This is a genomic window from Bifidobacterium sp. SO1 (assembly GCF_018555335.1).
Lineage (GTDB): Bacteria > Actinomycetota > Actinomycetes > Actinomycetales > Bifidobacteriaceae > Bifidobacterium > Bifidobacterium simiiventris.
In genome coordinates this window covers 103,927-117,753 of the sequence record NZ_JAFEJR010000008.1, presented here as the reverse complement: position 1 = coordinate 117,753, position 13,827 = coordinate 103,927, and the positions used below count along the sequence as shown (strand labels likewise).

The 13,827-nt window shown below is 64.1% G+C and carries 9 protein-coding genes; 3 read left to right on the top strand and 6 right to left on the bottom strand.

Features of this window, described 5'->3' with window-relative positions; genetic code table 11:
- Nucleotides 1-13: 13 nt before the first annotated feature.
- Entirely contained in the window at nt 14-1,099 is a 1,086-nt protein-coding gene (locus JS541_RS08310; protein ID WP_214373995.1) for a DNA polymerase III subunit beta, read from the top strand.
- A 95-nt stretch (nt 1,100-1,194) separates the two neighbouring features.
- Here the strand turns inward: JS541_RS08310 and JS541_RS14810 are convergent, their stop codons facing one another.
- The 3 genes from JS541_RS14810 to JS541_RS08295 all read right to left on the bottom strand — a co-directional run bounded on the left by JS541_RS14810 (nt 1,195) and on the right by JS541_RS08295 (nt 4,163).
- Entirely contained in the window at nt 1,195-2,118 is a 924-nt protein-coding gene (locus tag JS541_RS14810) for a DUF2637 domain-containing protein (protein ID WP_346428301.1), read from the bottom strand.
- On the bottom strand, nt 2,115-2,417 hold the full coding sequence (locus JS541_RS08300) for a hypothetical protein (protein WP_214373994.1): 303 nt from the start codon (nt 2,415-2,417) through the stop codon (nt 2,115-2,117). Before JS541_RS08300 ends, JS541_RS14810 begins: the two co-directional genes overlap by 4 nt.
- Nucleotides 2,418-2,510: 93 nt before the next feature.
- A complete protein-coding gene (locus JS541_RS08295; protein WP_214373993.1) occupies nt 2,511-4,163 on the bottom strand; it encodes a hypothetical protein in 1,653 nt (550 codons plus the stop codon).
- 75 nt (nt 4,164-4,238) lie between these two features.
- Here JS541_RS08295 and JS541_RS08290 point away from each other — a divergent pair, with 75 nt between their 5' ends.
- Both JS541_RS08290 and JS541_RS08285 read left to right on the top strand, forming a co-directional pair.
- Nucleotides 4,239-4,709 carry a hypothetical protein gene (locus tag JS541_RS08290; protein ID WP_214373992.1) on the top strand — a complete coding sequence of 157 codons (471 nt, stop codon included), beginning with the start codon at nt 4,239-4,241 and terminating at the stop codon, nt 4,707-4,709.
- Nucleotides 4,706-4,963 (top strand): hypothetical protein, encoded by a 258-nt coding sequence (locus JS541_RS08285; RefSeq protein ID WP_214373991.1) that lies wholly within the window; start codon nt 4,706-4,708, stop codon nt 4,961-4,963. The genes JS541_RS08290 and JS541_RS08285 overlap by 4 nt, the downstream gene beginning before the upstream one ends.
- On the opposite strand, the gene JS541_RS08280 is transcribed toward JS541_RS08285, so the two are convergent.
- From JS541_RS08280 to JS541_RS08270, 3 genes are all read right to left on the bottom strand, one after another.
- Nucleotides 4,960-7,479, bottom strand: a complete 2,520-nt coding sequence (locus tag JS541_RS08280; protein ID WP_214373990.1) for an ATP-binding protein — start codon at nt 7,477-7,479, stop codon at nt 4,960-4,962. The genes JS541_RS08285 and JS541_RS08280 overlap by 4 nt on opposite strands.
- Before the next feature lie 31 nt (nt 7,480-7,510).
- Nucleotides 7,511-8,401, bottom strand: coding sequence for a hypothetical protein (locus JS541_RS08275; protein ID WP_214373989.1), 891 nt, complete (start codon nt 8,399-8,401; stop codon nt 7,511-7,513).
- A 67-nt stretch (nt 8,402-8,468) separates the two neighbouring features.
- Nucleotides 8,469-9,839: a DEAD/DEAH box helicase gene (locus tag JS541_RS08270; protein ID WP_214373988.1), complete on the bottom strand. Its 1,371-nt coding sequence runs from the start codon at nt 9,837-9,839 to the stop codon at nt 8,469-8,471.
- Nucleotides 9,840-13,827: the final 3,988 nt, after the last annotated feature.

The window sequence follows — 13,827 nt, the reverse complement described above, 5'->3', positions numbered from 1 at the left end:
GAAGGACTGCCATATGAGGTTTCTCACCGATCAGAAGGAGCTGGCGGACGCGGTGTCGCATGCGACGAGGATCATCGGCCGTGATGATCCGCTGATCCGAATTCACACGGGAGAGGATACGGTGACCGTGAACGCGGCCGCGAACGGCGCGTGGGCGTCCAGCACGGTGAACGCGGAGATTCTCGAACCGGGCGCGGTCACGGTCAACGGCCTCTGGTTCAACGTGCTCACGAACGCGATGCCCTCCGGCGAAACGGATGTGGAGACCGGTGATACGGGCATGCTGTCCCTGCACGGCGGGGACACGAGTCTGCGCATGCGCGTCTCCCCCGTGGATGATCCCCTGGAGCCGGCCGACGCGCCGGATCATGTGCTTGACGTGGCCGCGGATGACTGGGAGCGGCTCTGCCGTTCCGTCGTGCATGCGGCCGGCAATGAGCCGTCGCGTCCGATCCTCGGCGCGATCCGTCTCACCGGCGACGCCGGGGCGGGCACGTTGACGGCGACGGCCACGAACCGGTATGTGGTGGGCGAACGGTCGATCCCGTTGCCGGGCGTCACGGACGGCGAATGGCTGATCCCCTGCGAATGGGTGAAAAGGAACATGAAGGGCGTGACGGGGATCGGGGTCACGGATCGGACGTTCACGGTGCGTACGCCGCGCGACACGGACACGACCGTCCGACTGGACGGCCAGTATCCGAACGTGGATGGTCTCTGGTGGAATGCCGATGGGGCGACCGCGTCGATCACCGTGGATCGCGCGCAGCTCGCATCGACGGCCAAAATGCTGAAAAGCGTGTGCTTCGACACGAGGACGAGCATCATCCCGCTGCTGTTGGATGAGCATCAGGGGATGCTGCGCGTCAGGTATGCGGGGGTCGGGGATGACATGGATTCGACGGGCGCGCGCATGCTGTCCGCGGACATGTCGGGCGTCCCGTCCCTGTGCGTGAACGCGGATTATCTGATCAACGTGCTGGAGGCGATGGATGCGGAGCGGGTGACGATCCGTCAGACGGATGCGGCGCAGACGTACGTGTTCGATCAGGATGGCGATCATGTGCGCCAGCTGGTGATGCGCGTCCAGCAGAACTGACGATCCGCCGTTCATAAAGCGGGTTAAGGGGGCGGGGCTTTGGATTCCATGATCCGAAGCCCCGCCCCCCTTTGTCTGCCTTGTGATCGTTTCCGTTACCGGCTGTCGGCGGTGGCGGGCGTCTGTTCGTCGATGCCGAGGATGCGGGCGACGGGCGTGCTGATCGTCCGCCCGTTCTCGCGCGCCCAGCGTTCGCTCAGCGAGTCGCCGGGCGGCGTCGGTTCAAGGAAGATCGGGTTGACGGGCATGCGCGTCCTCGACGGTCGCGGCGACGCCGGGGGTTCGGGAACCGCATCCCCGACCTCGGGCTGCTCCGTGACCGCGGGGGGCGTCGGAGGCTCCGGCGCCGGATCGGCGGCCGGTTCCGTGACGGGTTCCGATTCGACCGGTTCCGGCTCCGGTTCGGCCGGCCGTGCGACCGGGTCCGGCTGCGTGACGGGTTCCGGTTCGGCCGGCATCGGAACGACGGCCGCCGGAGCCGACTCCGACGAATCCTCCGTGTCCGTCCCCTCCGGTTCGCCCATTTCGGCCAGTGCGCCGAAATCATCCGCGGCCGGTTCGGCTTCCGGTTTTTCGGCCGGTTCGTCGTGCTCCCATTCGAGGTCGTCGTTGTCGAAGCTGCGGCCGGCGGCGAGCACGATCATGTGCGTGGTCGCCAGCAGGGCGACGGGCGGCACGGTCATGATCAAAGGTGGCACCCAGTCGGGCAGCAGCAGCCCGTTCACCTCTACCGGATGCGCGTGGAGCGCGTTGCCGATCAGCGAAATGATGCTGAACAGGACGAGCATGAGCCACGGGTAGACGGTCGACAGGCGGCGCGTCTTGAACGCCCATGCGGCCCATGTGAATGCGAGCGTGCTTCCGTCGATGATCAAAGGGAACATCCATGCGAGACGTTCGTTGATCCCGCAGGCGAGGCCGACGACGCGCAGCGCGTCGAAGCTGATGATGAACGCCAACAGCGCGAGGATGACGGCGACGACGAGTCCCGGCCACATGGCCGCCTCACGCCTTCTCACGCGTTCACCGCCGTGATCTCGCCGACCGTACGATTCACGATCGCCGCCAGGCGGATCTGTCCCGCATCAAGACAGTACCTGTAAAGACGGTTGCCGACGTCCGTAATCCTGTCCGCCCCGTCCAACGGTTTCGCACTGATCGGCGCATATCCCATGTCCTGCAGGCTTCGGTTGAGAAGGCGTGCGGCGGAGCGGATGCGGCGAGCGTTCGGCGCATCGTCGTTATGGTCAAGCCATGCGGTCATGCCTCCAAGCCAGACGCGCATTGCGGTGATGAGGTCTTCCTGTGATTGTGCCATCGGATTCGAAGCTCCTTGAAAGAAGGTGTTCGGGGCGTGCCGTGATCCCGTCCCGTTTTTTGATTGCCTGTGGCTTCGTATGCGTCCGCGCGCTCACATGTCCACGTTGCTGTTGCCCTCCGGGTCGGGCGTGCCTGGCGTGCTCGGGGTCGTGGTCTCCTTTTTCGGCGTGGTGGTCTGCGGCTGGCTTGGCGCCACGTACTGCGGGGTGCTGGGAGCGACGTACTGGGGCGTGCTCTCCTGCTGGGCCTGTTCGCGCGCCTCGGCCTCGGCCTTCTCCTTCGCCTTGCGCTCCGCTTCCGCCTTCTCTTTGGCCTTGCGTTCGGCCTCCGCCTTCGCCTTGGCCTTCGCCGCGTTCTCCCGATCCACGGCGGTCTTCTGCTCCCGCTCCGACTGGGCGATCAGATCATCGGCCCTGCGTTCAAGCGTGATAAGCGCGTCGGCGGTCGTGGGCTTCGCGGTCGTCACAACGGCGTTCAGGGCGCTGATCGTGTCCTTGCCGGCCTTCGGGTTCTCCTTGACCGCGGCGGCGATCGTATCCGCGAGCCGGTCCCATCGCTGCGAGATCAGCTTCCCGTTGGCCCGTTCAAGCGTCTTCGTGCGCTTCGCGACCCGCTCCGCGAGCCGGGTCGCCTCAATGGTGTCCGCGGGGCATTCCGTTGCGGGCGTTTCGCCGGGCCTGCCGTCCAAGGTCTTCGACTCCCTGGCGGCCGTCCGCCATGCGGCGATGTTCGTCGTGAGCGTGGCGCATGCCGCATCATGTTCGCGTTCCAGTCGTTCGGCCGTCATACGCGCCGTCGTGAATCGGATGCCGATCACGATCAGGGCGACGGCCAGCAGTCCCGCGCAGCCGATGAGCACCGGCTTGACCGGGATGCGCGGCATGCGGAAGACGGGCTTCGGGTCCGGTTCGTCATCGCCTTCGAGGATCATGCCGAACAGGTCCGGCTCCGTATCCTCCGACATGACCGGCAAGCCTGATTCGGGTTCCGGCTCGGGGGCGGGTTCGCGTTCCGGCCGGCCCGGCCTCACGGGCTTCGCTCGGGGCGGCTCATCGTCCGCGTATTCGTCGGGAAGCGTCCAGTCGAACGACTCCGGGGCGCGCATCGGCCGCCGCCCCACGGCATCATCCCCCGACGGGATCGGCTTCGACGCGCGGGGTTCGAACGTCGGCTCGGGTTCCGACCCGTCCGGTTCGTCGTCGGCGTCATCGTAATCCCAGAACGCGTCGTTCTCGGCCGACTCACCCTCCCCGTCGGCCGGCGTCGGATCGGCTGGCGCGTCATCCCTGGCGGGCATGCCCGCACCGACCGTGTCCCACCAGTCGGGGCGTTCCGGCATCGGATCATCGCCCTTCGATTCGTCGGCCGGCTTCGACTCCGGCGGTTCCGCGGGTGTAGGCGTGGTCTTCCGCATATCATCGGCTGGTTCGGGCGCATCCCGGCCGACCGTATCCCACCAATCGGGTCGCTCCGGCATCGCTTCGGCCGGCTCCGGTACCCAAGGCGAGACGGGCGCGTCACGCCGTTCGGACGTTTCCGGCATCGGTTCGACCGGCGTCGCCTCCGTCGACGATGCGGGATTCGCGGAGGCGGCCGCCATGGCCCACTGGCTCTCCCAGTCATCCCCCGCATCCGCCGCCACGACCGGCTTCGCGGCCGGTTCAGTCTCCCGTTCCGGCTCCCGCTTCGGGGCATGGGAAGCCGGCCTCGCCGACGGGGATTCCGGTACGGGAGGCTCCCTCACTGCATCATCCCCATTGGGGGCGGCGAAAGGATCGAACGGCATAAGCGACGGCTATGCGGACGCATGCACTCGCTTATGGAAGACAAACGACAGACGGTCGGACGCTGGACCCCCATGATCGGCAGACTCCGCGACGACTGGCATTTGCACGCCACCATCGTCGACCGGCAGGACGATCTCGCGCTCTTCGGCATCACCATGAACCGCCGCCCCACCATCTGGATCAAAACCCGCGACCGATGGGAGGACGATCTCGGCCGCACCGGACGCGGGCCCGCACAGGCCATGACCCTCATCCTCCACGACAAGGCCGACGACATCCGCCGCATCCTCCACGAAGGCGACGAACGCAGCAGGATCAAAACCCTCCTCGACATGCAGGGATGCGACGCATCCAGAATCACCCGCATCCGCCACGACCGGGATCGCACGATCATCGACTACAAGACCCGCCGCGGCCTCGACGACACGATCACGTTGGACCGGAACCCCGACCGGATGCTCAACGCGATCGCCGACCGGCTCGACGCATACGACATCGTATGAACAATCCGGAGACACTCACCATAGGACAGGCCGAAAGCCTCGAACGGATCGTCCGAAGCCTGCGGGACAAGGGCTTCGACCCCGACGGGCAGGGCATCCGCAGCCCCAACCTGCACGTCGAAACCTCGATCGGCGGCCGCGTCACATGGTGGATGGACGGGGATCAGGGTCTCGCCAACGGAAGCCTCAACCGGGAAGGCCACGGTTTATGGTGGCTTCGCCGCACCTACCCGGCCCGCCTCCACCGGATCTAAGCCAAAGTCGGATCGATGCGGATCTCCACCGGGATCGCGGACGCCGCATCACCGACCGTCATATACGCGATCGACCCGCGCAGCAGCTCCCCCGACTTCGGATCCTTCAACGGGTAGAGACTCTCCCAGTCGGGGGCGCGCGAATCCGGGTCCAGCCACCGGTCATGCATCATCCGCGCATGCATCCGCCCATCCAAAGGCTGATTCGCCAGACGGCAGGCCGCCTGAGCCTGCGAATCCCTGCCCGAACCCTCATTGCGCGCGCCGATCGCCAGCACATACGTCTTGCCGACGAAATCCTCCAGACCCGCATCCACGAACTCATCGGCCTTCTGACTCAACATCATCACCGCGTAATGCTGGGCGCGCGCCAGGCGTCCCATGCGTTCGACCACGCTCCGCCCGTACCGATCCTGCAGGAGACTCCACGCCTCGTCGATGACGACCGCGCCGTTGCGGCCGATCGCCTGACAGGATGCGGCGATCGCGATCATCCGGCACACCCACCTCTGCACATCCGTGGGGGCGCCCTGAATCTCCTTATCCGTGATGATGTTCAGCGAGCCGGCGGAGATAAGCGTGAACCCGTCGCCCGCGGACAGGCGGGAGCCGCCCCGATCCGTCGCGTAGATCAAGGGCATCAGCGGATCATTCAATACGGCGCGCTCCAGTTCGGGCGTGATCCGCTCCACAAGCGGGCTGATCGAACCCGCCTCCGGCCCGTGCGACATGTACTCCCGGTACGCCATGCGCACCGCCTCCCCCAGACCCTGCGCCCCATGGCGCAGACCGTAGCCGACGATCGACGTGATGCCCATCTCCCATTCCCTGTCCGGGTTCGCGCCGCCCGTGATCTGGCTGAGCATCGCCACGCTCATCTGCGTGATCATGTCCGGCATCGTCAACGGGATACAGCGGAACGGGTCGAGAATGCCCTTCGCCTCCGGCCTGTCCAGCTTGTAGATGCTCCCGTTCATCCGCCGGACGAACGGTTCGAAGTCATCCGAATCGGGTTTCGGATCGGACACGAGAATCGGCACCCTCCGCCCCGCATGCTCCGGATCGGGAAGCAGACCCCATTGGGCGGCGATATGCAATCCCAAACGCGTCTTCCCCGAACCCGTCGAGCCGAGGCATATCTCGAACGGGCGTCCTGATCGTCTGCTCGCATACCAGGGGCTGTCGTACACGGGCTGACGGTCCGCTTCGGTGAGCCCGACGAACGCTCCCGGCAGATCCGATTTCAGTCCGCGTCCCGTGTCGTCGCCGACGACGCTCCGCCCGTTCAATCCCGCGTAGGCGAGGATCGGGGCGGGCCAGTAGACGGGGCTCGGATTGTATTCGAGGAGACTGTCGGAGCCGATCATCATGTCGAGGAAGCTTTTGTCCTGCCGGCGCGCGTCGAGTTCGATCCGGCCCGGATACGGGATGTCGGTGGTCTTCTCCACGATGCCGGGGATCGCCGCATGCACGCGTCCCTCGATGAGGGTGGGCCACGGCTTGCCGTCGGCCTGATACGCGTCGTTCGCGTATTTGAGCTCCTGCGCGAGGCTCAGGTTCGCCTTGCGGCCCGCATTCGCCTGCTCGTACGCCTTCTCCAGCACCTTGTCGGTGTCCTTGTCGATCTGTTCGCGACTGTACCGGCCGGGTTCCACGAGCCCTTTCACGCTGACCGCGACGGCGCCGCCTCCCCCGCCCGACCGGGCGGCGAGCAGGGTGGCCGCCCAGTCGGAGCCGGGGGCCGTGTTCTCCTCGCCTTTGAACGGGATCACGCCGAGCGTGCAGAGGGTGAGCGCGTACGAGTTGGGGATGCTGTCCTTCCATTTGCGGCAGTCCGTGACGGTCTCCCGGAACCGGCCGGCCATGAACGCGCCCGCATACGATTGGAAAGCGTGAAGATGATCGTTCTCGATCATGACGGGCAATGCCTCGGGCTGACGGTCGGCGGGCCACCATGCGAGCGCCCGCTTCATGACGATCGGATCGGGCATCCGGCAGCCGGCGGCCTCGAGGATGCCGATGATCCTTTCCCGGTCCGCGTCGAACGCCTTGTCGGCCACCCAACCGTCCTCGTCGGCGATGCTTTGGAGGAATCCCTTGACGCCTTTGCCGCCGCCCGCGGTCAGCTGGACGCCGAACAGGGTGAACCTGTCGTGGGTTTTGAGATCCGGGTAGAGGCCGGCGAGCCGGGCGCGCATGGCCGTGTCCAGGGTGGGGCTGGGCTGGAAAAGCCGGCTGCCGGATACGGCGAGGATGTGGATGCGCCGGTAGAAGCCCTTGGCGATCTTCCTGCTGGCCACCGGCAGGTCGGGGACGAGGTCGGCGAGCCTGGTGAGGATGTCGAGCATGGGGCGTGCGGCGCGTATCCGCTCCTCCACGCCGCTCGCGTCGCGGACGGATGGCTGTCCGGGCATGAGCATGTACTGCCAGGCCATGCCGTCGACGGTCCTGCAGTAGCCGTCCTGGATATGCCGGGCGAACGCGCCGGCCTCGCGGATGATCTTCCTTTTCGCCATGCAAGCCGGCTATGCCACTCCCGCAGCCCGGTCAGATGAGGTCGTCGTGTCCGCCGGCGGACAGGAATCGGATGCTCGCACTGGCGTCGCGCGTGTAGTGGATGCGCCACGCGTTCGGCGTGTTCGACTGGGCGTACGCGCGCCACACCGGCCGCCCCCATTCGCCCAGCGTGACCGGACTGCCGGCCGGCCCGTCGCGCAGGGCGTGGGAGTCGTCCAGGCCGGTGAGGATGCGCGCGCACTCGTCGACCAGCTGGCCGCGGCATGGCGAGGATGCGACCGCGACGGGGAATGCGGGCGAATACGACCATTCGGCGGGCAGAGGCCGGTTCGGCTTGTCCGCGGGCGGGATCATGCGAGCCCATGCGACGCGCAATTGCAGGTCGAGCCATTGGGCGGGATCATCGTAGCAGGCGAGCAGATCATCCGGATCGTCGGCTATCAGGCGGCGCAGCTTGCGGATCCTGCCCTTGAGCATGTCGTTCTCCGAACGGAGCCTGCGCAGCTCCTCCCCGCTCCCGTCCGCGATCATGGGGGGCGGCGGGGATTCCCGGTCGCGGCCTATGAACGTGACGGCGCGCATCGCGCGCGAGATGAGATAGTCGAGACTGTCGGGGTTCAGGTTCATGACGATCCGGTCGTCCATGCCGCGCGGGCAGACGCGCGCCGCCCCGTCGTAGCAGACGATCCGGCCGTCGGTGAGTTCGGCGAGACGGCGCGCATCCTGCGGGTCGCGCAGCCAGTAGACGCGCGCATCCGTGCCATCCAGGAGGCGGGCGACCCGCGCCGGATCGAAGCCGGGGCGCCCGTCCGCGAAACGGCTGGAGATGATCACGCTCGTATGCTCGCGTTCCGGATCCAGCAGCCGGCATGCGAGTCCGCCCAGCCGGCCCGGATTCTCGATCGTCTCATAACCGCACATGACAGGCTCCTTTTTCGCATGCGTTCCCCTGTTTCCCGGCTTGTATGCGTCCGTGCAGGGGATGCGGTCAGAACAGCATCCCCTGCACGGGCGCGACGATCGGACGGGCGGTTTTCGGATTGCGCGCCTCCCGCATGCTCCGGGTGAATTCGAGCGCCGCCCGGTCGGCCTTCACGTCGCGGGGCGTGAGCGGCCGGTCGAGGCTCAATCCGTCGAGCGTGGTGACCCTGCTTAGGGCGACGTACGCCTGTCCGGGGGCGAACAGGGGGCGGGGGCCGAATTCGATGTGGCATCGGTCGAACGTCTTGCCCTGGCTTTTGTGGATGGTGACCGCCCAGCCGGGACGGAACGGGAGCTGACGGTAGGAGCCGATCACCGTGTTCTCCAGCCGGCCCTTCCCGTCCGGGTCTTCCGGGTCGTGGACGATGCGGGGGACGGTGATCTCCCACGCATGCTCGCCGATGTCGGTCATGGTCCCGTCGTCCAGGAGGATGGTCGCGACCCGTTCGCGCGGATCGTAGGCGATGAGGGTTCCCATGCTGCCGTTCGCATACAGGCCGGCGGGGTCGTTGGCGAGGAGCATGACGCGCATGCCGCGTTTGACGGGGAGCGTGGCGGGCGCGGGTTCGAGCCTCGCATCCCACTGGCCGGTGCGGGTGGCGCGGCTCACATGCGGGTCCGCGGGGAGCCGGTCGAGCATCATCCGGTTCAGCATGTCGGCGCGACTGTTGGTCGCGGTGAGGATCACCGTGTCCTTCGGATTCCAGTCGGCACGGGCGCGCCGGTTGATCACGCACAATCGGCCGGGGTCGCCTTCGCGCAGCCGGTTGAGCGCGTCCACGAACACGGGGTCCGACTGGCGGTGCACGTCGGTGAGTTCCGCGAACCGGAGGGATCCCCCGGAGATCAGATCCCGGATGGCGTGGCTTTGGAAGAACCATGGCCCGTCCCATTGGCCGCCGGGGTGGAATGCCCTGGCCTCGTTGCGGTCGACGACGGGCGGCAGCTGGGCGAGGTCGCCGGTGAGGATGGTCTTCACTCCCCCGTATGCGCGCCCGTCGTCGCGGGCGCCTTGGAGGAAATGGTCGAGGCAGTCCATGAGGTCGGAGCGGACCATGCTGACCTCGTCGACGATGATCGCGTCCAATTGCCGGTAGAAGTCGGAGTCGTTCTGGCCGCGTCCGTTCTCCATGGCCTCGCCGGGGGTGATGCCGGCCTTGGCGTGCATGAACCGGTGGATGGTCATGCCGTTGACGTTGAGGGCGGCGATGCCGGTGGGCGCGAGGGTGATCGCGTTGCGTTTCGGGTGGAGGCTTCGCCAGTGGCGGATGAGCGTGCTTTTGCCGGTCCCGGCCTTGCCGGTGAGGAACACGGCGGCATCCGGGTCGTCGAGGGCGGCCAGCGCGTTCGCGTCGTACCTGTAGTCATCTGTCGTCATGCGGGCGGGCATGCGTCGGACGGACCGGACGTCGGCATGCGCCGGTATGCATTTGTAGGAACGAGCCTAATGCATACCTTTCGACTCCGGGAGTGGCGGAATTCCAACGTTTTCGAACCTTGAAAATGCCGTAGGAACCATAGGAACGTACTTTAAAGGGTAAGAGAAGGATCCACAAGAGAGAGAAAAGCGGAAAGTAGGTTCCTACGGTTCCTACGCTTTTAGGGGGTATTGGAGAATGGCTTGATTCCAACGCTCTTCGGCTCCTATCGGTATGCATTTGCCTCGCGCATACGACTTGCGTAAATGCATACCGGGGCGGTGATCCGATTCGTAGACCGGGGATGATCCTTTCGGCGGTGGCTTCGTTCCTCCGGATCGTCCGATTCGGAGGAACGTGAAAAACGGTGCGCCAAGGGGCGATCATCCCGAGGGGGCGGCCGTTGTACCCGTTGCCTATGATCCCCGTTCCACGGGGGCGGCTGTGGGCCGATTCGGGGCGATCGCCAAATCATGCGAGCGACCCCCCCTTGCGCAAACCGGGGATGAGTGCGACCAATGTTCCACTCGCGGACATTCGGGCGGGTATGGGGGGGCTCTTTCCCGTATGCACGTGTAGGAACATGCCCCGTGCATACCTTTCGATCTTCAAATCGGCGGAATATCAACGTTTTCAGACGGTCGAAATCCCGTAGGAACCGTAGGAACCTACTTCTTAAAGGGTAGGGCGAACCATAAGAAAGAGAAAAAGCGGAAAATAGGTTCCTACGGTTCCTACGCCTTTAGGAGGTATTAGAAAACGGCTTCATTCCAACGATCTTCGACCCTCGCAGGTATGCATTAGCCTCGTGCATACGACTTGCGTAAATGCATACCGGGACGGAAATCCCGGATCGGCGGCGCGGATTATCGGTCACGGCGATTCCGGGCAGAGGCCTCCTGCCCAATCGGGAGCATCGCGTTCCGGCATGCGGGAGCGGCAACGTCGGGGGCCGGAACGTCGAACGGCATCGAACGATACGTTCCCATCGACCCCTCATGCGCCGTGGCGCGTCTTCGCCGCGACGGGCACGGGCAGCGCTTCGTATCATCCGCGATCCGATCCCCCGGCGATGGCTGCTCATTCGACCGCCCGGTATGCAAGGCAGGAATTCGTAGGAACATGCCTGATGCATACCTTCCGTCCTTCGAAAGGGCTTGATTCCAACGTTTTTAGGCATCGAAAAAGCCGTAGGAACCGTAGGAACGTACTTCTTAAAGGTAAGAGAGATCATAAGAAAGAAGAAAAAGTCTAAACCTCGTTCCTACGGTTCCTACGCCTTTAGGAGGTATCGAGAAACGGCTTCATTCCAACGATCTTCGACTCCCGCCGGTATGCATAAGCCCCGTTCCTACGACACGCGTAAATGCATACCGGAACATCATCCGCCCATCGCGGGGCCGACCGGATGGGACCGTTCAAGGTCTTCGTTGGACACGGTCGAAGGGGAATGGCGCCGGACGGGCTTTGACCGGAAGATGGCATCCGACACGCGCCCATTGCCTCTTCGCCCGTCATGGCGCGTTCCCGACGGCCTGTGCGAGCCGCTTTCGTCCGCCTTCGGGGAATGCGATGTCCCCGGCGGCGATCGAACGCACCGGCAATCGCAGGACCGCCTGGCCCGGTATGCATTTACGCAAGTCGTAGGAACGGGCCTAATGCATACCTTTCGTTCCCCGGAATGGCTTTATTCCAACGATTCGGGACTGTCGAAATAGCGTAGGAACCGTAGGAACGTACTTCTTAAAGGGTGGGGAAATCCATAGGAAAGAGAAAAAGCGGAAAGTAGGTTCCTACGGTTCCTACGCCTTTAGGGGGTATGTTAAAACGGCTTGATTCCAACGTTTTCAGCCTCCCGCAGGTATGCATTAGGCCCGTTCCTACGACTTGCGTAAATGCATACCGGGGCATGAGGCAGCCTGTACGGAGGAGTCGATCATCGCCGAAGATGGCCGACTTGGAATCGTCCGCCCGGATTCCCGCGATAATGCGGGCGGAGAGGGGCGTTTCCTGTCCGCGGGTGCTGGGATGCCTAAATCATGCGATCCGCGTTCCACGGGGCGTTTGACGGTCGTTTCGCGGCGATGATCACATCCCGCGTCAACGGTCATTCATGGGCGTGGGAGACAGGCGCCGCCCAACGCATCCCTGCCGTCCGTCAGTGGTCTTCGGATTCCGGCCACCTCCCGTATGCACGGTATGCACGTGTAGGAACAAGCCCCGTGCATACCTTCCACGTCTCAAAACGGCTTCATTCCAACATTTTCAGGCGGCAGGAATCGCGTAGGAACCGTAGGAACGTGCTTTAAGGGTAAGAGAAAACCCATAAAGAAGAGTAAAAGCGAAAAGTAGGTTCCTACGGTTCCTACGCCTTTAAGGGGTATCAAGAAACGGCTTGATTCCAACGATTCCCGGCTCCCGAAGGTATGCATTAGCCTCGTTCCTACGACACGCGTGAATGCATACCGGAACGGAACCTTCGGACGGAATCGGAGAAAAATGGGAGGTTCGTCGACGTCGAGGGATCCGGCGACCGTCGTCCGCGGCGCCAATCGAAGACGGCCTGAATGCCCCCCGGATTGGATATGTGGGTGCGACCCGAACCGCAAAAACGATCCGCATTGACCGGCGGCCGAAATGATCCGATGCGACGGTCCGCATCAGAGCACCCTCGGCATGCGCGGTATGCACGCGTAGGAACATGCCCCGTGCATACCGTGCGCATTTGAAAACGGCTTCATTCCAACGATTTGAGACGGTCGAAATCCCGTAGGAACCGTAGGAACGTACTTCTTAAAGGTAAGGGGAATCCATAAGAAAGAGAGAAAAGCGGAAAGTAGGTTCCTACGGTTCCTACGGGTTTCGGGGGTATCGAAGAACGGCTTGATTCCAACGATCTTAGACTCCCGAAGGTATGCATAAGACTCGTTCCTACGACACGCGTAAATGCATACCGGAGACGCCTCGGCGACATGGGAGCCGGCACGGGGACGATGAGACCGGACGGCACGCGCCGCAGAAAAATACGATGACCGGACATCGCCCCACGCCCTCCGATCGACGACCGGAGAAAAGGATCGCGAAGAGCCTTTCGACGATGCGGGAGGCCCGGCATGCGCGCGGGGAGCGGAAACCGTCTCCCAGACGAAAACATCGGATCGCCCTTCGATAATCCGGCGTAAAGACCGTCCGCCCGGAATCCGCCCTCCAGGTGTGCGAAAACGACCCGTCAAACGGCTTTTGGCCCCGTTTCCGCACACCGGTATGCCATTCGACGCGAACCCCGTTCTACGGGGCGTTTTTCGACCGTTTCGGACGACGGATCGGATCCTCCGCCGCCGGCATGCGTGGTCCGGCGGATGGAACGATTGGGGCGAATGCGCCGGTATGCATTTGTAGGAACGAGCCTAATGCATACCTTTCGGCTCCGGGAGTGGCGGAATTCCAACGTTCTGAAACGGTGAAATTCGCGTAGGAACCGTAGGAACGTACTTTAAAGGGTAAGAGGGATATGGGTAAGGGAGAGTAAAAGCCAAAAGTAGGTTCCTACGGTTCCTACGCCCTTTAAGAGTGTCTTAAAACGGCTTGATTCCAACGATTTCAGGCTCCCGAAGGTATGCATAAGCCTCGTTCCTACGACACGCGTGAATGCATACCGGGAGGCATCTCCCGGCTTCCGGCCCGCTTGAGCCGGGGCCGAAAGCCGTCGCGGGGATGCGTGGTCGGATCGCCCTCCGGCGATGCCTACAAGGACGTCTGCGGCGAATCCTCCCTCCAGACGTGCGGAAACGCCCCCTCCAAAGGGCTTTGGTCGTGTTTTCGTATTCCGGTTGCCCTCCGGAGCGAAAGCCCGTCTCGCGGGCGTTTTCGACCGTCGCCGATGATAGGAGCAAATTTCCCTTGACCGTACGCCATGCTCCGGCGGATGAAGGCGATCCGGCGCCTCGA